Annotated in this window: 15 protein-coding genes and 1 riboswitch; of the genes, 9 read left to right on the forward strand and 6 right to left on the reverse strand. The window is 44.0% G+C overall.

Annotated features, from left to right (window positions below):
- The first annotated feature begins 15 nt into the window (after positions 1-15).
- The 4 genes from HCZ91_RS10500 (at position 16) to HCZ91_RS10515 (ending at position 6,838) form a co-directional block, all read left to right on the forward strand.
- The gene (locus HCZ91_RS10500; protein WP_179799342.1) at positions 16-2,985 is read left to right on the forward strand and encodes a valine--tRNA ligase; all 2,970 of its coding nucleotides are present in this window, start codon (positions 16-18) and stop codon (positions 2,983-2,985) included.
- Positions 2,986-3,225: 240 nt separating this feature from the next.
- Positions 3,226-3,504, forward strand: coding sequence for a hypothetical protein (locus HCZ91_RS10505; RefSeq protein ID WP_179799343.1), 279 nt, complete (start codon positions 3,226-3,228; stop codon positions 3,502-3,504).
- 86 nt (positions 3,505-3,590) lie between these two features.
- A complete protein-coding gene (locus HCZ91_RS10510; protein ID WP_179799344.1) occupies positions 3,591-5,489 on the forward strand; it encodes a protein kinase in 1,899 nt (632 codons plus the stop codon).
- Between the two features lie 56 nt (positions 5,490-5,545).
- Positions 5,546-6,838, forward strand: coding sequence for a VWA domain-containing protein (locus HCZ91_RS10515; RefSeq protein ID WP_179799345.1), 1,293 nt, complete (start codon positions 5,546-5,548; stop codon positions 6,836-6,838).
- Positions 6,839-6,930: 92 nt separating this feature from the next.
- Here HCZ91_RS10515 and HCZ91_RS10520 read toward each other — a convergent pair whose 3' ends face one another.
- Entirely contained in the window at positions 6,931-7,827 is an 897-nt protein-coding gene (locus HCZ91_RS10520) for an ABC transporter substrate-binding protein (RefSeq protein WP_179799346.1), read from the reverse strand.
- Between the two features lie 171 nt (positions 7,828-7,998).
- Positions 7,999-8,115: riboswitch (TPP riboswitch) on the reverse strand.
- Positions 8,116-8,538: 423 nt separating this feature from the next.
- On the opposite strand from HCZ91_RS10520, the gene HCZ91_RS10525 reads away from it, so the two are divergent.
- Positions 8,539-8,961, forward strand: a complete 423-nt coding sequence (locus tag HCZ91_RS10525; RefSeq protein WP_114701612.1) for a YbaN family protein — start codon at positions 8,539-8,541, stop codon at positions 8,959-8,961.
- A gap of 243 nt (positions 8,962-9,204) precedes the next feature.
- On the forward strand, positions 9,205-9,414 hold the full coding sequence (locus tag HCZ91_RS10530) for a cold-shock protein (RefSeq protein WP_045453470.1): 210 nt from the start codon (positions 9,205-9,207) through the stop codon (positions 9,412-9,414).
- Positions 9,415-9,654: 240 nt separating this feature from the next.
- Here HCZ91_RS10530 and HCZ91_RS10535 read toward each other — a convergent pair whose 3' ends face one another.
- Entirely contained in the window at positions 9,655-10,779 is a 1,125-nt protein-coding gene (locus tag HCZ91_RS10535) for a YeiH family putative sulfate export transporter (RefSeq protein ID WP_179799347.1), read from the reverse strand.
- Positions 10,780-10,999: 220 nt separating this feature from the next.
- Here HCZ91_RS10535 and HCZ91_RS10540 point away from each other — a divergent pair, with 220 nt between their 5' ends.
- Positions 11,000-11,935 (forward strand): LysR substrate-binding domain-containing protein, encoded by a 936-nt coding sequence (locus HCZ91_RS10540; RefSeq protein ID WP_179799348.1) that lies wholly within the window; start codon positions 11,000-11,002, stop codon positions 11,933-11,935.
- Between the two features lie 120 nt (positions 11,936-12,055).
- Here HCZ91_RS10540 and HCZ91_RS10545 read toward each other — a convergent pair whose 3' ends face one another.
- Together HCZ91_RS10545 and HCZ91_RS10550 are read right to left on the reverse strand one after the other, a co-directional pair.
- On the reverse strand, positions 12,056-12,517 hold the full coding sequence (locus tag HCZ91_RS10545; protein ID WP_057761630.1) for a universal stress protein: 462 nt from the start codon (positions 12,515-12,517) through the stop codon (positions 12,056-12,058).
- 99 nt (positions 12,518-12,616) lie between these two features.
- Positions 12,617-13,078: a universal stress protein gene (locus HCZ91_RS10550; protein ID WP_179799370.1), complete on the reverse strand. Its 462-nt coding sequence runs from the start codon at positions 13,076-13,078 to the stop codon at positions 12,617-12,619.
- 291 nt (positions 13,079-13,369) lie between these two features.
- On the opposite strand from HCZ91_RS10550, the gene HCZ91_RS10555 reads away from it, so the two are divergent.
- A complete protein-coding gene (locus HCZ91_RS10555) occupies positions 13,370-16,435 on the forward strand; it encodes an insulinase family protein (protein ID WP_179799349.1) in 3,066 nt (1,021 codons plus the stop codon).
- A gap of 83 nt (positions 16,436-16,518) precedes the next feature.
- Here HCZ91_RS10555 and HCZ91_RS10560 read toward each other — a convergent pair whose 3' ends face one another.
- Entirely contained in the window at positions 16,519-17,082 is a 564-nt protein-coding gene (locus tag HCZ91_RS10560) for an NUDIX hydrolase (protein WP_101206043.1), read from the reverse strand.
- A 542-nt stretch (positions 17,083-17,624) separates the two neighbouring features.
- Between HCZ91_RS10560 and HCZ91_RS10565 the strand changes: the two genes are divergently transcribed.
- Positions 17,625-18,359: a CoA pyrophosphatase gene (locus tag HCZ91_RS10565; protein ID WP_179799350.1), complete on the forward strand. Its 735-nt coding sequence runs from the start codon at positions 17,625-17,627 to the stop codon at positions 18,357-18,359.
- A 132-nt stretch (positions 18,360-18,491) separates the two neighbouring features.
- Here HCZ91_RS10565 and HCZ91_RS10570 read toward each other — a convergent pair whose 3' ends face one another.
- Positions 18,492-19,940, reverse strand: a complete 1,449-nt coding sequence (locus HCZ91_RS10570; protein ID WP_179799351.1) for an oxygenase MpaB family protein — start codon at positions 19,938-19,940, stop codon at positions 18,492-18,494.
- Between the last annotated feature and the right edge of the window lie 66 nt (positions 19,941-20,006).

Consider the following 20,006-nt stretch of genomic DNA (forward strand, 5'->3'; position numbering starts at 1 on the left):
TAAGATCACCCTATTATGAGCAATCCTAATACCGATACCAGCATTGATAGCAATGCGAAAACCAATCTGACCCAGTCTATCCAAGCGGCGCTAAGCCAATTAGAGAGCGCCTATAATCCTGCGGAAGTCGAAGCAGGTATGTATCAAGGCTGGGAAGAAAGCGGCTATTTTCAGCCGACTTTTGATAAAGACGAATCGTTTTCTATTGCGCTACCACCGCCAAACGTCACGGGCTCGCTACACATGGGTCACGGTTTTAACAACGCTATTATGGATGCGCTCACCCGTTATCACCGTATGGATGGCGACAATACGTTGTGGCAACCAGGTACGGATCATGCGGGTATCGCCACCCAGATGGTCGTTGAGCGTCGTCTGGAAGCGCAAGGTATCAAGCGCCGTGATATGACGCGTGCAGATTTCATCGATAAAGTATGGGAATGGAAAGAAGAGTCAGGTGGCAATATCACCAGCCAGATTCGCCGTTTGGGCAGCTCGGTTGACTGGTCGCGTGAGCGCTTTACCATGGATGATGGCTTGTCTAATGCGGTAAAAGAAGTGTTCGTTCTTCTTTTCGATGATGGTTTGATTTATCGTGGTAAGCGTTTGGTCAACTGGGATCCAAAGTTCCAAACCGCATTGTCTGATTTAGAAGTCGAAAACCACGACGAAAAAGGCAGCTTGTGGCATTTCCGCTATCATTTCACCGATACAGACCTAACCACCCAAGATGGTAAAAACTATCTGGTCGTCGCCACCACACGTCCTGAGACTTTGCTTGGTGATACCGCTGTCGCCGTCAATCCTAGCGACGAGCGTTATGCGCATTTAGTCGGCAAAACCATTACCTTGCCAATCACGGGTCGTATCGTGCCTATCGTCGCTGATGACTATGTCGAAAAAGACTTCGGTACGGGCTGTGTCAAAATCACCCCAGCGCACGATTTCAACGATTATGAATTGGGTCGTCGTCATAGCTTGCCATTGATTAACATCTTAGATGAGCGCGCTAATATCTTGCCAGCGATGGAAGTTTATCCTGATCTGCAAACACGTGAGCCAGAGTTAGAGACTACGCCAAGCGAGTATGCAGGACTTGAGCGTTTTGCTGCGCGTAAATTCCTTGTAGAGCAAGCAGGCGAGCAGGGCTGGTTAGAAGACATCGAAGACTACGCACTTAAAGCTCCGCGTGCTGAGCGTGGCGGCACGATCGTTGAGCCGTGGTTGACCGATCAGTGGTATGTCGCGGTCAAAGAGCTTGCCAAGCCTGCGATTGACGCAGTAGAAGACGGCAGCATCGAGTTCGTCCCTGCGCAGTACAAAAACATGTATATGGCGTGGATGACCGATCTACAAGACTGGTGTATCAGCCGTCAGCTCTGGTGGGGACATCGTATCCCTGCATGGTATGACGATGCGACAGGTGAAATCTATGTCGCCCGTGATGAGGCGGAAGTGCGCACTAAATATAACCTAAGCGATGATGTAAAACTGCGCCAAGACGATGACGTGCTTGATACGTGGTTCAGTTCTGGTCTATGGACGTTCAGTACGCTTGACTGGGCAGACGTCAACGCCGATCCACGCGTGATGGACACCTTCCACCCAACCAGCGTGCTCGTGACAGGTTTTGACATTATCTTCTTCTGGGTTGCCCGCATGATCATGATGACTATGCACTTCGTGAAAAACGAAGACGGCACGCCGCAAGTACCGTTTAAGACCGTCTATGTGCATGGTCTGGTACGTGATGGCAATGGTCAAAAAATGTCAAAATCAAAAGGCAACGTCTTAGATCCGATCGATCTAATCGACGGTATCGAGCTAGAAGCGCTGGTAGAAAAACGCACTAGCAATATGATGAATCCAAAAGACGCGGCCAAAATCGAAAAGCAAACGCGTAAAGAGTTCCCAGAAGGTATCCCAGCTTATGGCACCGATGCACTGCGCTTTACCTTTACCTCGCTTGCCAGTACGGGTCGCGATATCAACTTTGATCTAAAGCGTGTCGAGGGTTATCGCAACTTCTGTAATAAAATCTGGAACGCCAGCCGTTTTGTACTCATGAACTGTGTCGATGGCGAAGGCAGTGCCAAGCCTATCGATCAAGCGGCAAACCCTGACGTTTGGGAATTACCAGAAAAATGGATCATGAGTCGTCTGAACTCTACCGTTGCCGACATCCATCAGCATTTTGCTCAGTACCGTCTCGATATGGTCAGCCAAGATATCTATGAGTTCATCTGGAACGAATACTGTGATTGGTACGTTGAGCTTGCCAAAGCCAGCCTAAATGATGACTCAGTATCTGACGAACGTAAAGCGCAAATCCGCTATGTACTACTGCACGTACTAGAGACGGCGCTACGCTTCACCCATCCAATCATGCCGTATCTGACTGAACAAATCTGGCAGACCATCGCGCCGCTACTGGATCGTAAAAACACCGACAGCATCGTAGTCGCTGACTATCCACAGACCGATGCCAGCCAAATCAGTGAGCAGACCGAAGCGGATATGGCATGGCTACAAGAGCTAATCGCGAGCGTCCGTAACATCCGTGGTGAGATGAAACTGGGTAACGCGGTACGTCTGCCAGTGCTACTACAAAATGTCTCTAGCGATGAAGAGGCGCGTCTCTCACGTATCAAAAACCAGTTCAAAGCGCTTGCCAAAGTCGAGAGCTTAGAGATCGTCAAAGAAGGTGATGAAGTGCCACTATCGTCATCAAGTATGGTCGGTCAGCTACGGGTACTCGTACCGATGAAGGGACTAATTGATCCAACGGCTGAGCTGGCACGTCTAGGCAAAGCGCATGAAAAACTACAAAAGCAAGCCGACGGTATCGCGCGCAAGCTAGGTAATGAAGGCTTTGTCAGTAAAGCACCTGCGGAAGTGGTCGATGCTGAGAAGGCGAAACTGGCTGAGCTAGAAGGGCAGTTGACGGCGATGACGGCGCAGATGGAGCAATTGAAGGCGTTGTAAAAAAGGCAAAAGATTAGAAAGCATGGCCTCAGCATCGGAGTCCTTTAATAATGGGCAAATATGCGATGCATGGGGCGGTGCTCTTTAATGACTTAGCTCGGCGCTCGTCCCTCGCGCAAAAGCAAGCATAATAGATAAGCCACCATTTTATGGTGGTTTTTTTATTTTTCTAAAAATAAGTCTACAATTATCTGTATAGTTGTATTATTAGTCAGATGTAATTCAAAAAGGAGCTTTACTATGGATGAGTCATACTACAACAAATTTATAAGACTGCATGAGACAAGCGATAGTGTGGAAGCTAACGAATATCTTAAGTGCGGGTGGGTGCTATTAAATGTGGTTAAAACACAAGTTGCTGAGGAAAGTTGGAACACATATTATGTTCTTGGCTGGAATAAAAAAGTAGAAGATATTAAGCGAGGCAGGTCTTGGAAGGAAAAGTTGGATACAGATATTGAGAACTATAAAGAGGACAGAAATAAAGCTGTTTCAGATGATTTAGATAATTTGTTCTAATCAGTAGAAATATGTCAAAAACAGGTAACCTATATGATATGTTCTAAAAATACTAAAGGGTATCTAATTATATAAGAGCTTTAACAATGAATTTTGAAAATGTAGAAGCTGGCAACTTAATGAAGGTAAATGATATCAACTGGATTTTAGAAGAACAGATAGGAACAGGCGGTAATGGAGTAGTTTGGTCCGCTTCAAGAGAGGGTTCGAAGTCTGAAAAGATAGCCATTAAATTTGTTAATTGTGGAAGTAAAAATAAAAACAAATGGAAGAGGTTTGAAAGGGAGGTTACTACTCAATCAAGTTTCGAACATCAATCAATTATGTCTATCTACGATTATGATAAATCTGGAACCAACTGTTGGCTCTCAATGCCTATCTGCAATTCTGCTTCTCGCCTATTAAACAATAAAAATGCTACACAAATATGCGATGAATATCTAAATATTGTCTCTGCTGTAAAGTATATTCATAATAAAGGTATGGCTCATAGAGATATTAAACCTGACAACATACTTAGCCTAGACGAAAAACTTTTTTTAGCAGATTTTGGTTTAATATCAACTCCTCTAAGAACTGAAAATAGACGCATTACTAAAGTTAAAGATAGTATTGGTAATTTTGCAACTATCGCTCCTGAACTGAGGTATGTCAAAGATATTAATGATGATTTTAGACCAGCGGATATTTATTCCTTAGGTGTAACGCTATGGATGTTTCTGAGTAAGGACGACAATGGATTTGATGGGCAGTATGCTAGTTGGGCTAAAGATAAGATGGATATAGCTTTAGAAGATGAACGCTTAGAATTGAAAAGCTTGCATGAACTACTTGAGAGAGCTACAGAAAATAATTCTAATCTAAGACCAAGTATTGAAGAGTTTGAAGCCAAATTAATAAAATGGATAGAAGCAACTAAGGACTTTGCTGCTCTTATATCTTCAAAATGGACGAATCTTCAGGAAGAGTTAAACCCATATAAGGCTCATTACTTAGTATTTAACGATATAGATGCTATTGTTTCTGTTTTAAATAAAATTGTTCGAAATGATACAGCTGTCCATCATTGTTTTCTACCTAGGATGGGTGGACTAGATTTGCTCAAAGCTGAGGTTAAAGATAATAGAGAAGTAAGGCTATCAATGAATAGTGGCGCTATCTACGATTGTCTCCCAAAGGCACTGCATTATATTAATTACCTATATAAGCCATCAGAAAGCTATTTTTTTCTTGAAACGCAACCAATTAAAAAGCCTATTAATTCGGAATCATATGGAAACGATAAGGTGGTAGAGTACACAGAATTTAAAAATGGTGACTTGACGTTTGGTGAAGTGCGTAATGATGGTATCTGGCAAGGAAAACATATTCCTAATGAAATTAAAAGCGTTACTAGAGTATATGAAGGTAGTTTCCTTTTTGTTTCTAGGCATTCTTTATATAATTTATTCCGTCCCACATATGATGGCAGACATTCAGAAATGGGCTTTGATAAATTTCGAAGTTGTTATCCAAAACCTTATTCAGAAGTACATATTAAACCTGAACCGCCACAATTTCTAGAAAATGATAGTATTTGGGAAAATGACCCAGAGTTTTATATATATTTGAATTCATTAGATGTACCAAGGATACTATTATTATTAGAGAAATGGCCTACTGATGAAAAGAGTGATGATAACGAATGGGGAATTATAGGCTCAGGGAGTTTGTTTAAATTTGCTATAGATCATTTATCTGCAGATTTTAGCTTTCTAGAAGAGTTGAATCGCAAAGAGCTATTAGAGCTAGTTTCCATCATGTACCTAGGTAGCGATACCCATGGCAAAAGAACCACACTAGATATATGGAATCTTCACCTAAAACATATGAGCAAAGAATCAGACGAAGAGTTGATAAGAATTATTAGAGATAAATCACCTACTTCAAAAACTTATATTTATGAAGGTTTAAGGTCTTTAGGAGCAGAGCAAGCTGACTATTAAAAATAACGATAAAACTTAGGCTTCTGAAGAGCTTTTGTATGAATAAGAGGAATACCATGAACCATCTCACCGTCGGACAACGCGCACCTTTAAGCAACCTTGCTATTGACGATACCGCACCAATCACGCTCAAATTCACTCGCCAAAGCTCAATAGAGATGGACATCAGCTGCTTTGCCTTAGATGCAGCGGGCAAACTGATCAATGATGATTACATGGTGTTTTATAATCAGCCAACCTCACCGTGCGAGCAAATCAAGCTCACCCATTACGAGTCGCAGCCAACGGCGAATAAAGGCATCCAAGCCGAGTTTGAAGTTAATTTATCCAAACTGGCTACTGATATAGACAGCTTGTTTTTTGTATTATCAGCCGACACGCCGCTGAATCAAATTCAATCATTAGAGATTGGCATTTGGCAGCAGTCGCAAAAAGTACAGGCAGAGTATCAAGCAGCAGACTTTGCCCAGCAGCAAGCCAGTATGCTAATGCAGCTTTATCGTAAAAGTGGCGTTTGGCGAGTATCCAACGTCGCGCAAGGCTTTAATGGTGGACTTGCCGCCATCGTGCAGCATTTCGGTGGTGACGTAGAAGAGAGTAGCTCTACAGTAGAAGAGACCGCCACGCCAGTTCAAACAAAGCCATCGCTAGAAAAGGTGATACTAGACAAAGCGCCAAAACTGGTCAATCTGGCCAAAAAAGCCACAATATCGCTTGAGAAACGCCAATTACAACAATTAACGGCAAAAGTGGCGTTGGTGCTAGACGCCTCAGGGTCAATGAATAGACAGTACAAAAAAGGCCGTGTGCAAGAGGTGGTCAATCGCATATTGCCATTGGCAGTGAGCTTCGATGACGACCAAGCACTAGACTGCTGGGCGTTTGCCCGAGATCCGCAGTATTTGGGCGAGATTGGACTGAGCAACTATGACGGTTTTATCAATAATGCTCATGGTGGCTGGCGCAAATGGGCACTTGGCCCGCGCATTAATAATGAAGCAGAAGTCATGAAAGCCGTGACGGAGTTTTATCAAAAGGACGGCTTGGATGTGCCCGTATACGTGCTATTTATCAGTGATGGCGGGGTGAATGACAATCGCGGTATCACCAGAGTCATGACGGAAGCCGCAAAACTGCCGATATTTTGGCAATTTGTGGGCTTAGGTGGTCGTGGTTATGGCATCCTCAAAAAACTAGACGATATGACAGGGCGCGTGATTGATAATTGCGACTTTTTTGAACTCGATGATTTGGATGATATCAGCGAAGAAGCCTTGTATGAAAACATGCTAGAAGAGTTCCCAATGTGGCTAAAAGAAGCCAAGCAGCTTGGTATCGTACAGCAATAATTTTATAATTCGATTACAGCTAAATAAAAAACCGCCACAGCAAATGCTATAGCGGTTTTTTATTATTCAAAATATTGTAACTTCTAAAATGTCTACAGCGCCCAAAGCGACTGATACTGCTCATCAGTCAACGTCACGATATCGATTTCGACCAGCATCTCACGCAGCTCTTCCCACTTACTTGCACTTGGTTTGATTGGCGTGATTAATCTACCCAGCGTATTATCAATGATCGCATCCATCAGTGTATCTGCTTCGGTTTTACTATAGTCGTAATACATACGGTGAGCGGTGGCTGGCTCGTTTTTGCACAGTTCTGTCATTTGGTTGGTCACTTGGATAAAGGCATCTATCGCATCCTTTTTCGCGCTATAGATCTCATCCGTCGTGAGAATCTCTAACGCTGAAAAGTTTGGATAAGGTGACAGATGCTGATCGATAAACGTAAAGTCCAACCCTTCATGAGTCGCTTCCACGCCTTCAAAATTATAAAAGCACAGCCATGCACCATCGAGGCTTGGGTCTTCTTGCAGGTTTTTTATATGATAAAAGTCTTTTTGTACAAAGGTCACATTATCACGGCTGATAGTAAAGCCGTTTTTTTTGGCATAGCGAGCCAATATCTCAAAGCCAATACGATTGGTCTTTTCTTCAGCGGCAGGGGTGCAGATGCGGATTGGTTGATTGTTTTTTAATTTGTCCATGCTAGCGCGCTGCATCAATATGCCGCCATCGGTCTCAAAAAAACAGCCAAGCGCACGCAGATTAGGCGCGTAATGCTCAAACAGATGAATCGGCTCATTTATATGCAGATCGATGCTCTGGTTCTGTAATTCGGCAAAGCCATCATAGTGGTCATCTGGCTCGACAATGGTGATATCAAGCCCTGCTTGCTCATATGCGCCCGTGGTCACACCAGCGATAAAGGGTAGGTGATCAGGGTTTAAAAACCATTCGAGGGTCAGAGTAAGTTTGGTGGTCGGCTGCATGGTTGTTTCCTTTTTAGGTATGGAAAACAATCAGACTGATACGATTAAGGTAAAACAAGAAAGGCCAAATAAGAAAGGTAAAGTCTCGATGCTAACTATCAGATGCTCGGCGTTTGATATGGTTATTACCAGTACATCATCTATAGACTGCGCTTATTTATAGACCTCTGAGGGCGTGTCATGCTTGTTTCCTACGTCAGTGCTAACTGTTTCAGGTTCACGGGTGTGTCTCAGCGATGATGTGGGCTGTGTCTACAGCGTTAAATCAAAGCACCCCGACAAGATTGATTGGTATTGCATTATTTCTGAGTAGTACTGCTGTTTTTGATCAGTACTGCGAATGGCTATTATCGATAGCTAATGCGTCATCATAGACGACTTACGAGACGTGATGCAAGCGTATCGGGAAAGACGATGGCAGGTGATGACTGGTGTTCGTTAACCGCTCTTTATGATAGCTGTTGTTTATCACGGCTTTTTATAAGCGCTTTCAATCAATGTATTAATAAAAGAGTGCAGCATTTATTATTGGTACTTACCCAATTACTAACCAAACATACCTATCAATAGCAAAAACCTTATATAAATAGTCTTGAGCGCAGACGGGCGATTTTGCATGATTAGCCTTCTATGCCGCTGCTTATATAATAGGCGCTACTCTAGACAATTTACATTTGGCATAACTGACAACTTACACGACCGACAACTTATATGACCGACAATAAAAAAGCGTTCTATTACCGACCCAAGACTGATCAATCCAACAGCCCAATGCTGCGTTGGACCTTTGTGACGCTTGGTTGGTTGTTTTTTATCTTGGGTATTATCGGTATATTGCTGCCAGTGATGCCTACAGCGCCTTTTATTCTGCTAGCAGCAGGCTGCTGGGCGCGTAGTTCTCGACGCTTTCATTTTTGGCTGATTAATCATAAATACTTTGGTAAATTCGTCCGTGATTGGGAAGAGAATCATGCCGTTCCGCTTTATGCCAAGTGTTTAGCGACGATTATGATGGCAGCATCGACAATTATGTTATTTTATCGTTTGCCTGCCGATATGATGTGGATGGCATGGGCGGTAGCCGCTGTCTGTAGTGGGGTAGCGATATATTTGTTCCGTTTACCAAATGCTTAAATCCGTTGCAATTTGCGCCAAAATCAGCCAATAAACGGCTCTGGTTACACGAAACATGAGATAAGACTTGCGATACTGGGATGTACCCCTTATAATACGCCCAAGCTTAAGAGCAGTTCTGCACCAAATCATTACCTCGTAGTATTAGTTATAATCCTTCGTTTTAATATTTATCGTTCAGTAGCTATTTGCAAGCGTTACCGGTCACTAGACCATTAATAAATTTAAAAGTAGGATTATACTATGTCAGACGTTCAAAAAGGTACAGTTAAGTGGTTCAACGAAGCTAAAGGCTTTGGTTTCATCGCTCCAGAAACTGGCGCAGACGTTTTTGCTCATTACAGCGAAATTACTGGTTCAGGTTTCAAAACTTTGGCTGAAGGCCAAGAAGTTGAGTTCACTGTAACTCAAGGCCAAAAAGGCCCACAAGCACATAACATCGTTGCTATCTAATTTGTCTTTATAGACAGATAGATGAATAGATGTAGAAAAGCGAACCTTCGGGTTCGTTTTTTTTCGTCTGCGATTGAATATTTAAGATATGAGTACTTAAGCGAGTAGAAGTCTTATTTGAAAGGTTTTAACTAATCATATTAGACCGCGACTAATGCAAAAAGGCCTCTAGCTATTTATAACTAGAGGCCTTTTATGTTGTGCAATCACATCAGCAGTTAAGAATGGACATTTAGCTTATTATATAAAGCTAATGCCGATATTGATCAGACCACCGCCCAGTATTAACCAACCAAACATAATAGCACCCAAGATAAGCGGTCTAACGCCAGCTTGCTTGATCGCACTTAGATGCGTGGTCAGACCTAATGCAAACATAGCCATCGCCAGTAACACATCATCTAGCATCACCATACTGCGTACGATACTCTCAGACATCGGCACCCAAGTATGTATCAACACAATGCCGATAAAAATAAATGCGAACCATGGCACTTTGACTTGTTTGACGCGGGTCATAAATGACGCTGTCTCGTTTTTACTACTTTTATCTTCTATAGCGGTATTATTTACGGTGCTATCTTTGGTTAGCGCAAAAGACAACACGAGTAAGAAAGGTGCAAGCATCATAACGCGTATCATCTTGGTCACGACCGCAGTATCGCCAATCTCAGTATTGATTGCATTACCTGCGACCACGACTTGCGCCACTTCATGAACGGTTGAGCCAGTGTACATGCCGTACTGCTGGGCGCTGAGCCAAGGCTGTAACCAACCAAGATGATATAAAAAAGGATACAGCAGCATTGCGATAGTGCCAAACACCACCACAGTTGCCACGGCGATAGTGACCTTGTGAGCTTGCGCGTTGACCACTGGCTCTGCGGCGATGACGGCAGCAGCACCGCAAATACTTGCCCCTGAGCCAATCAAAATCACCGTTTCTTTATCGACTTTTAACCATCTAGTACCTAACCAATAGGTCAGCAAAAAGGTTGACGTCAGTACCAGTGCATCAGTCATAATCGCTGGCATACCGACGCTCGCAACTTGCGTCATGGTCAGTTTAAACCCATAAAACATAATCGCTAAACGCAAGATTTGCCCTTTGGCAAAGCAAACGCCGCCGTTTAAACGTTCAGCGAATTTAGGATAGACGGTATTGCCCAAGATCATGCCTAGCAAAATCGCGAGCGTTAAAGAGGATAGTCCAACGATACGTCCGTTTGACCATACATCCAGACTACTGTCCAACCATAAGCAAAATAAACTACCAATCAGAACGACTACCAATCCCGCCAAGTGACGGTGATTGGGGGTATAGTTGTGAACGGAGTTGCTGACTGATTGGACGAGTGTGTGCATGATGCGGCATCCTATTACTTATATTAAGATAAGCATAAGCTTATGAATAGACAGTATATGCCCGCTACATTTATAATAAAAACAGATTAATAAGATATAAACTATCGATTTTTTAGGTTAAAGTTTATAATAGAAATAGATATATCGTGCATAAGCATCAAAAAAGACAAACGTTAAGAATAAGACAGGCTGAAAACTGACATAAGGTATTATTAATATCATGAAAAAATCTGTGCAGACAGTGCCAAAGATTACACTTAAGCAGCTTGCTGTTTTTGTCAGTATTTATCAGACAGGTAGCACCAGTCGCGCCAGTGAGGAGCTGCACTTATCGCAATCAGCGGTCAGTAACGCGCTGACAGAGCTAGAGTCTAGACTACAGATGCCGCTATTTGAGCGCGTCGGTCGCAGGCTCAATCAACACCCTAATGCCCATCCTATTTATATACAAGCTCAGGCTATCTTGGGTCAGTCGCTCACGCTTGAGCATTATCATCAATATCAAGCAGGACAGATTCATATCGGTGCTAGTACCACTATTGGCAATTACGTACTGCCATCATTGCTTGGCAAGCTATATGAGGCGCTGCCCGATGCCAATGTCGATATGTATATTGCTAATACCCAAGAAGTGGTAAGTGAGGTTGAGCAACTAAATATCGATATCGCGCTGGTAGAAGGAATGCCGCGTCCGGTAGATATGAAAGTTATTGAGCAGCACAAATGGCGTACCGATACGCTAATGATATTTGCCAAGCGTGATAGCAAGTGGCTAAAGGGTATAGCTACCTATAGCCAAGATAAGGACTGCTATCAGCTAAGTATCAATCAGCTAGCGCAGTTGCCGTTACTGGTGCGCGAGGCAGGGTCAGGCACACGGCAGATTATCGATGAGCAATTGCTTAAGTATCTACCTAATGCAGAAGTGGTGAAGGCGATACATCAATCCGAGGCCATCAAGCACATGGTGAGTGCAGATATTGGTCTTGGTTGTCTATCACAGCATGTGATTGAGACAGAACTGGCGACAGGGACGCTGGTACAAGTGAACGTGGCGGGAATTGATCTATCGCGTACATGGTGGCTAGTCTGGCATAAAGCCCGTCACCAAAGCCCCATTTGGCAAACCTTTATAGATATTATTCAACAGGGTTAAGCGATGAGTCTGGATGAACCTAAAATCTATTAGCCATAAAAAAGCGCAGCATTAAAAGTTACGCTGCGCTTTTCTGTTTAGGATATGCTTTAGATAATATAAGACAATCAAAGCATATAGTTATGCTGAAACAGGCTTGTCCAGTCGCACCACAAAGCTATCGCAAGGTACATTGGGCAAGATATTATCTGCTGTCGCGCCACTGATCCATGCAGCGATACCCGTACGCTTATGACGACCGATAACCAATAGATCGACATCGTGTTTATGACAGTAGCTGACGATACCTTCACTGCTAGAGATGGCAGTCGTGACTTCCGACGTTGCGGCATTTAGCTGATTGCGTTCAAGGAATTGCGCCAGCTTTGCACGCGCTTCTTGGCAGCGTTCATCATCAATCTCATCGTATAGGCTAGAGGCAGGCACCAGCTCATAGCCGAAGCCAACCATGGTGTCTTTGACAATATGCAAAACAGATAGCTTAGAGCCTGGACGGTTTTCGACGATGCGCTTGGCCTTTTGTGCGACTATATCTGCATCAGAGAGTAAGTCGGTGACCAGTAAAATATGTTCGTAACTCATAGCGTCTTCCTCATATCAGATAGTATTTACTATAGCACTACTCTAGGGCGCTGTTAAGTAAAGCTTGTCGTCTTTAGCAGCGGATTGGAGCAATGCCAATTATTCCAAGACAGGCTGATCAAGCTTCACCACTAAGCTATCGCAAGGAGCATTTGGCAAGATACTATCGGCAGTGGCTCCTACCAACCAAGCAGCAATACCATGGCGCTCATGACGTCCAATGATAAGTAAATCGACGTCTTTTTCACGGCAGTAATTAATGATACCTTTACTATTAGAGATGGCAGCGGTGATCTCAGAGTTGATTGCTTCCAGCTCATTACGTGCCAAAAATTGCGCTAATTTCGCCCGTGCTTCTTGCCACTTTTCATTATCGACATCACCCGAGAGACTAGAGGCAGGCACGAGCTCATAACCAAAGCGCACCATGTCATCTTTGACTATATGCAAGACAGACAGCCTGGCTTCAGGAGAGCCTGCGAGGATACGCTTGGTTTTTAGCGCCACTTTGTCCGCATCGGATAGTAAGTCAGTGACCAATAAAACGTGTTGGTAGCTAATAAGGTACTCCTATTAATAGTTAACTTTATAGTAGCAGTGCAAATCATCTTTGTTAAGTGATAAATCCATAATAAAATTGTGGATATTGATGGATTTGTAACTTTAAGGCTTTAATAGCTAAAGTTGATAAGAACGTAGATTATGTGGTGGATTATTGCGTGACTGCCGCCTTGACTTATCCATGTCGCAGCCCCACTAATAGCGCTAAGCCAACTCTTTTTTAGCCAATTTATTACTCTATTTTCCCTGACAGTCAGGGCACTATACGCATAATAAGCGATAAGGATAACTATGACGGACACGCCATTTACTGCTGATTTAACGCTGCATCCAGCATTTGAGCTGATTGAGCATCGCCATATTGAGGCGCTATCGATGGATGTGCTGATCAGTCAGCATGTAAAAACAGGAGCGATGCATTATCATCTGGCACACCCAAGTGATGAAAATGCATTTTTGGTCGGTTTTCGCACCCAGCCAATGGACTCAAAAGGCGAGGCGCATGTTTTAGAACACGTGGCATTATGTGGTTCGAATAAGTTTCCAGTACGTGATCCGTTCTTCTCAATGATTAAACGCTCGTTAAATACGTTTATGAATGCGATGACTGCAGCCGACTGGACGGCCTATCCGTATGCGACGCAAAACAAAAACGACTATTTTAACTTGCTCGCTGTCTATCTAGATGCGTCGTTTTTCCCCAATATCCATCCGCTCGATTTTGCCCAAGAAGGCATCCGTGTGGAGCTTGATGAAAATGATAAGCCGCAGTTTAAAGGTATCGTTTTTAATGAAATGAAAGGTGCGATGAGTGGCGAGATTGATCAGCTATATCATAGGGTTGCTCATCATCTGTTCCCAACGACGACCTATCACTATAATTCAGGCGGCGATCCTGCCGATATCCCTGACTTGACGCACACTGAGCTGACCGAGTTCCACCAGAGCCATTATCATCCGTCAAACAGCGTCATCATGAGCTTCGGTAATATTCCTGTTGCCGAGACGCAAGCGAAAATACACGAAGATGCTTTGATTCAATTTGAAGCAGGCAAGAAGCATGTATCGCGTCCAGAGCAACGTTTGTCTGCACCAATCAGTGCGGTTGATACTTATACTGCTGACGAAGCCGGTCCAGATCAGACGCATCATGTGGTTGCTTGGTTGCTACCATCGATTACCGATCCTAAGCAGCGCTTAGCGTTACGTCTGCTAGAAGGCGTATTGATTGAGCATGCAGGCTCGCCATTGCGTGCTTATCTTGACAGCCATCCACTAGGTAAAGCGCCAAGTCCACTATTGGGACTTGATGATAGCCATTATGAGATGGTCTTTTATACGGGACTGCGCGGCTCCAACCCTGAACATGCCGAAGCGGTCGAGCAGGGTATTATCGACTTGCTGACCGAAGTGGCAAATTCACCAGTCGACGATGAGACGATCGAAACCATTCTGCATCAGATTGAAATTGATCAGCGCCATATCGGCGGCGATAGCATTCCTTATGGTCTAAACCTTATGCTAGAGGGCTTTAGTACCGCCATTCATGATGGCAACCCTATCGACGTGTGGGAAGTGGATGAGCACTTACAGTGGCTACGCGAGCAAGTCGTCGATCCGCAATGGCTACCGAACTTGATTAAAACGCATCTGTTGGACAATCAGCATCGTGTACGCGTAACGATGACCCCTGATAGCGAAAAAACAGCCCGTTTGGCAGCAGCTGAACAAACTCGTCTAGATACTATCGCGATGGATCTGACCGCTGATGACAAAGCTATTTTAAAACAACAAGCTTTAGATTTGGCTGCACGTCAAGCTGCGCCAGATGATTTGAGCTTATTACCAAAAGTAGGTCTAGAAGACGTACCAACGGATATCAGCTTTAAAGAAGGCACCCAAAAGCAGGTGCGTTTGAGCGGGCAAGACAGCACGCTATTTGAGTATGAAGCGGGTACCAATGGCATCTATTACTATCAGGTGATCATACCGTTGACCGATGCGATTGGTAATGCGAACGCGGATGCGCTACCAGTCAATGATGTGATCAATCATCCATTGTTGCCTATTTATTTAAGCCTACTGTCTGAGCTAGGTACTGACTCGCTTAGCGCTCATGAGATGCAAGCCAAGCAAGCAGCGCATTCTTCTGGTGTGACCGCTCGTATCAGCCAGCGTACCAACGTCGATGACAGTCAAGCGATTAGCAGTTATTTCGTTGTGGCAACGCGTGCGCTGAATCGCAAGCCTGAAGCGATTGATTTGCTCAAAGAAGTCATGGAGCACAGTATCTTTTCTGAGCATGACCGTATCAAAGAAATTTTGCAACAGCGTCAAGCAGGTTGGCAGTCAAACCTAGCAGGCTCAGGGCATTCTTATGCCATGCAAACGGCCAGTCGCGGTATGAGTCGTCAAGCACAGCTAGAGTATGTGCGCAGCGGTCTGCCAGCATTGAATGCGCTTAAGGATTTCTTGGCACATGCTAATACAGATGATGCTCAGTGGGATCAACTGGCTACGAGCTTGATGGATTTACATCAACGTCTGATCAGTTTGCCTAAGCATGCCGTTATTATCTGTGAAGCAGAGCAAACCGAACGCTTGAGTAGCTTAATCGTCGATAGCTGGAAAGATAGCCAAGCGACGACCGCTTCTAATGATTTAACGAACGCAGTAGCAAATATTCCAAGTGAGTTTGCAAATCTGCAATTAGATATTGCGTTAAATGGTGCGACTGATACAGTCAAAGCATTAGAAAACGGGGTAGCGCTTGATGTTGCAGATTTAGCATGGCTAGTACCAACCAACGTCTATCACAATGCCAGTGCTTATACTGTACCTGCTGCTGACCATCCTGATACCGCTGCACTAATGGTATTAGCGCCTTACTTACGTAACGGCTATTTGCACAGTGCGATTCGTGAGCGCGGCGGTGCCTATGGCGGCGGCGCAGGTTACGATGCCAACGCTTGTGCCTTTAAGTTCTTTAGCTATCGTGATCCGCAATGCGCTGAGACCTTTGCTCACTTTGACGCCAGTATCGAATGGCTATTAAACGAGCCACAAACCGATGAGCAATTGGAAGAAGCGATCCTAGGTATTATTTCGGGTATGGATAAGCCGGGCTCTCCTGCAGGTGAGGCGATCAAAGCGTGCTTTGCAAACCTGCATCATCGCGGTGTCGATTGGCAGCGTAAAATGCGTGCGTCAATATTAGCCGTGACGGTTGCTGATTTACAGCGCGTTGCCAAGCAATATCTGCAAGGGCAAAAGCATGCGCGTGCAGTGCTAGCGCCTTACGACAAAGAAGAGGCAGTAAAAGGTCTTGGCTTTGAGGTTTGTAGAATTAAGAGCTAAGACGATTAGGTTTGTTCTTGATTAAAAGTTAAGCACAAAAAAGCCAAGCATCATGCTTGGCTTTTTTGTGGTTAGGTAATTGATTAATATCGCTTGATACTCAAATCTTTGCCAATTTTGTCTTGATGAATCGGAAATTCTGACAACTCGTTATACTGCTTACGATCAGCAAAGTAACTTTTTAGAGTACGGCGAATGGCTTCAAACGCCAGTGTATCCCATGGGATATCTTCTTCGCTAAACAGTGCACAGTCTAGGCTTTCTGAGCCAATACCATACGCGCCATCTTTTAGATCGGCTAGATAGATAGAGTAGATCTGTCCAATATCTGGTAAGTCATAAATGCAGTATAGATGCGGATTCAGTACGATGGCATCAGCTTCTTCGTAGCTCTCGCGTGCTGCGCCTTCAGCCATGGTCTCGCCGTTTTCCATAAAACCTGCAGGTATCGTCCATAGCCCATATTGTGGCTCAATGGCACGGCGGCAGAGTAGCACTCTGTCTTCGTGTACGACTAGCGAGCCACAGATAACCTTTGGGTTTTCGTAGTGGATATAGTGGCAATTGGGGCATACCAAACGCGGCATATTGTCCGTAGGTGGGATTTTTCGTTCTGCTTCATGACCGCATTGGAGGCAATAGCGCATATCAACTACCTTGTTATAAAAGTTATTGTGTATGATGTTTTTTATAGGTTATAAGACCTATATTTTTAAGTGCTGCTGTCATCGTTTCGAGATAAGTTAGACATAAGGATGATGAGACAGGTACTACGATCCGTAGACTGTGTAGACCTGAAATAACCCTAACTTAAACGTACCTGACTTATATAAGATATTATTCTAAAGAGCAGCTATCGTCTTAAGATAGCACATATTATCGACGGACAGAATCACGATAACAGTAACGCATCATTTCACAGATAGGCTTACTGTTATTGGTCAACAAGGCCGTTATTGAGCATTGATAAGCAATGAATCAGTCACATAAATAGCATGCAGCCACTATTATATTGCGCTAGTCTAGTGAGTGTTCAGTAATTATTGATACTAAAGCCGCTGACAAGTCGCGTGGCCGAGAACAATAAATAGATTGTTGGTTTTATTTACTAGTCGCGATTTTAATAATAGAAAATAAGAAAGATGCTGGTGATACCGCTTAATAACGATAAAAATATAGGGCAATTATAATGTTACTCCCACCGGAGGCTGTAAGCTTCGATAACCTGTCAGTTGCTGTACCTACTTTTATTCGTCATCCGACGCTTCGTCAATTAGCCGAACGAGTGCAACACGAGACCTTAAATGCGCTGACTAGTCCAGCGATGTACGAGAGTGGCAACAACTCACAAAGTACGCGTATTTTGGACAGCTTATATCAGACACCGATTGCCGATGCCTCAATACTGGTCGCTATTACTCATGAGCGCAGGCCTAAACTATTATTAACACGCCGTGCCGCCCATATGAATAGTCATGCGGGTGAAGTGTCTTGTGTGGGTGGTAAACATGATCGAGGCGATGGCAATAATGTCGTTACCGCATTGCGTGAAGCCTGTGAAGAAACAGCGCTACCGCCCAATAAAGTCCAGTTGCTTGGTCAGCTACCTATTCAAACTTCAAAAAGTGGTATGAGCGTACGCCCAATCGTGGCACTCATCGCTCCTGGCCTGGTACTCGTACCTGAAGCGGGAGAAATATCACGCATCTTTTGGGCAGATTTAGAATCGTTAGTTACTCAACCAACGGTAGAGTATGAAATTGAGTATAAGATGCAAGAGCAAATGGCTACCATACTGACGCCGAGCTGGCAGGTCGATGGTGAGACAGTATGGGGGCTAACAGGACGGGTAATTGCTAACCTATTAGAAACAGGATTTGATCGACAGCTAGAGTGGTATTACCGCGTCGAAAACAAACGCTGATAAATGTCATCTATTAATAATATAGTCGATTCAATTTAAAAGTAGTACAAGGCAACCGAGTGTAGATGTATATGTGATACTTCAAACGAGGTTAACACAGTAATGCTTTTATAGTGGGATGACTATAATCATCTACTTATAATAATCATCGTTCTTTTTCAGCCACCAGTTCATATTGTCTTGGCGCTTGGCACGAAATGCTTCTAGCTTATGGGCTACGGACGCATTATGCTGCCGTGCAGTATCGAGCGCAAAAAGAATCGGCACCGAAGACAATACACCAAAGCGTATCTTCGATTTTGGTAAGTTCAGCCCATCGCCTATATCATCACCAACTAAGGTACGGGTGACACTTGCATTGACCATTTCGACAAAACGTCCACGGCGATTGTCTTCACCCATCAGCTGACGCGGTAAATCATGCAATGCCTTTGCCAATGGCTGACCCATCTTAAAGTCTAGCTGCTGTATCGATAGATAGGTATAGAGCCATTCCCAACACGCGGCCTCATCTTTTGGTAAGCGATCTAAATCAACACCCATCCAATAACTGGCAAGATTCCATAGATGTAAGATACCCTCGGCTTCTTCTGTGCTAATACGTGCGCCCAGCAATCGTAGACCGCGCATAATCAGTAACGAGAACTGCAAATGGGTGGCAATCATATCGGTTTGATTGATAGGGATGCCCCAATAGTTGGTATTCCAACTGCCGTCAGGGTTATGATGTTGCTCGGCGTTTGGTATCACGCCTGTAGCAGCATTGCCTTTACCTTTGAGTAAGCTTTGCCGTACCAAAGTATGTATCTGACGTACTTGGATCGATTGGCGCCAGCCCTCAGAGCCAATAGCTAATACTTGCTCAATAGGTTTATTCTGATTAACTGTGCTCATATTAGAGGAGGGGTGTTCAGACACAGCCAAGATATAGGCATAAGTACGCATCAATCGAGGTAGCGCATCGTGCATCAGTGCGCCCGTCTGAATGAGCGGTAACGAGAGGGCAGGAATGCTATAGCCTGCCATTAGAGCAACGTTACGCAATAGCCAAATGAGCATCAATGGATAGCGCCGATAGGCAACCGCGCCTATCTGAGCAAGCTTTGGGTCGAACCAGTCAGGATAGCTGCTAAACTGCTCAGTGAGCGCGCTAAATGATGGATGGTTTACAAGGTCCTTGTTTACAAGATAATTGCTTGCAGGATTATTGTTTAAACTATCGCCAAGAATAGTATGCTGTAAAGGCTTTGCAAACTTTATACTTTGAGCAGCTAGCGCGTCTGCAAGCGGATCGCCAATATCATAACCTGCCACTATCTCATCAAGTAGAGCAGGCGAGATCGTAAAATCTTTTGGCAATAGATAACGTTTAATGCGTTTTAAAACCTGCAAATCACTATGGTCATCGATAGCAGTGGTACGTCCATGACGCTGATAAGCGTTCGATGATTGAGCATTCGATGATTGAGCATTCGATGATTGAGCATTCGATGATTGAGCATTCGATGATTGAGCATTCGATGATTGAAAGTCAGGTTTGTCAGTTGGAGTACTTGCCGTATTGATGATTTTCTTATCCATAGTTATCAAGTACCATTTTCAGAGTTAGAACGTGCCTTAGCGCGTAAAACTTGCATTGCGTCAGCT

Origin of the sequence: Psychrobacter sp. BI730, assembly GCF_013414195.1 — a bacterium.
In the GTDB taxonomy this organism is placed as follows: Bacteria; Pseudomonadota; Gammaproteobacteria; order Pseudomonadales; family Moraxellaceae; genus Psychrobacter.

Excerpts from the sequence above, each read along its gene's own strand:
- HCZ91_RS10500 (WP_179799342.1), top strand. The coding sequence starts at position 16 with ATGAGCAATCCTAATACCGATACCAGCATTGATAGCAATGCGAAAACC.
- HCZ91_RS10560 (WP_101206043.1), bottom strand. The coding sequence starts at position 17,082 with ATGCGCTATTGCCTCCAATGCGGTCATGAAGCAGAACGAAAAATCCCA.
- HCZ91_RS10535 (WP_179799347.1), bottom strand. The coding sequence starts at position 10,779 with ATGCACACACTCGTCCAATCAGTCAGCAACTCCGTTCACAACTATACC.
- HCZ91_RS10545 (WP_057761630.1), bottom strand. The coding sequence starts at position 12,517 with ATGAGTTACGAACATATTTTACTGGTCACCGACTTACTCTCTGATGCA.
- HCZ91_RS10570 (WP_179799351.1), bottom strand. The coding sequence starts at position 19,940 with ATGGATAAGAAAATCATCAATACGGCAAGTACTCCAACTGACAAACCT.
- HCZ91_RS10525 (WP_114701612.1), top strand. The coding sequence starts at position 8,539 with ATGACCGACAATAAAAAAGCGTTCTATTACCGACCCAAGACTGATCAA.
- HCZ91_RS10520 (WP_179799346.1), bottom strand. The coding sequence starts at position 7,827 with ATGCAGCCGACCACCAAACTTACTCTGACCCTCGAATGGTTTTTAAAC.
- HCZ91_RS10505 (WP_179799343.1), top strand. The coding sequence starts at position 3,226 with ATGGATGAGTCATACTACAACAAATTTATAAGACTGCATGAGACAAGC.
- HCZ91_RS10540 (WP_179799348.1), top strand. The coding sequence starts at position 11,000 with ATGAAAAAATCTGTGCAGACAGTGCCAAAGATTACACTTAAGCAGCTT.
- HCZ91_RS10530 (WP_045453470.1), top strand. The coding sequence starts at position 9,205 with ATGTCAGACGTTCAAAAAGGTACAGTTAAGTGGTTCAACGAAGCTAAA.
- HCZ91_RS10565 (WP_179799350.1), top strand. The coding sequence starts at position 17,625 with ATGTTACTCCCACCGGAGGCTGTAAGCTTCGATAACCTGTCAGTTGCT.
- HCZ91_RS10555 (WP_179799349.1), top strand. The coding sequence starts at position 13,370 with ATGACGGACACGCCATTTACTGCTGATTTAACGCTGCATCCAGCATTT.
- HCZ91_RS10515 (WP_179799345.1), top strand. The coding sequence starts at position 5,546 with ATGAACCATCTCACCGTCGGACAACGCGCACCTTTAAGCAACCTTGCT.
- HCZ91_RS10510 (WP_179799344.1), top strand. The coding sequence starts at position 3,591 with ATGAATTTTGAAAATGTAGAAGCTGGCAACTTAATGAAGGTAAATGAT.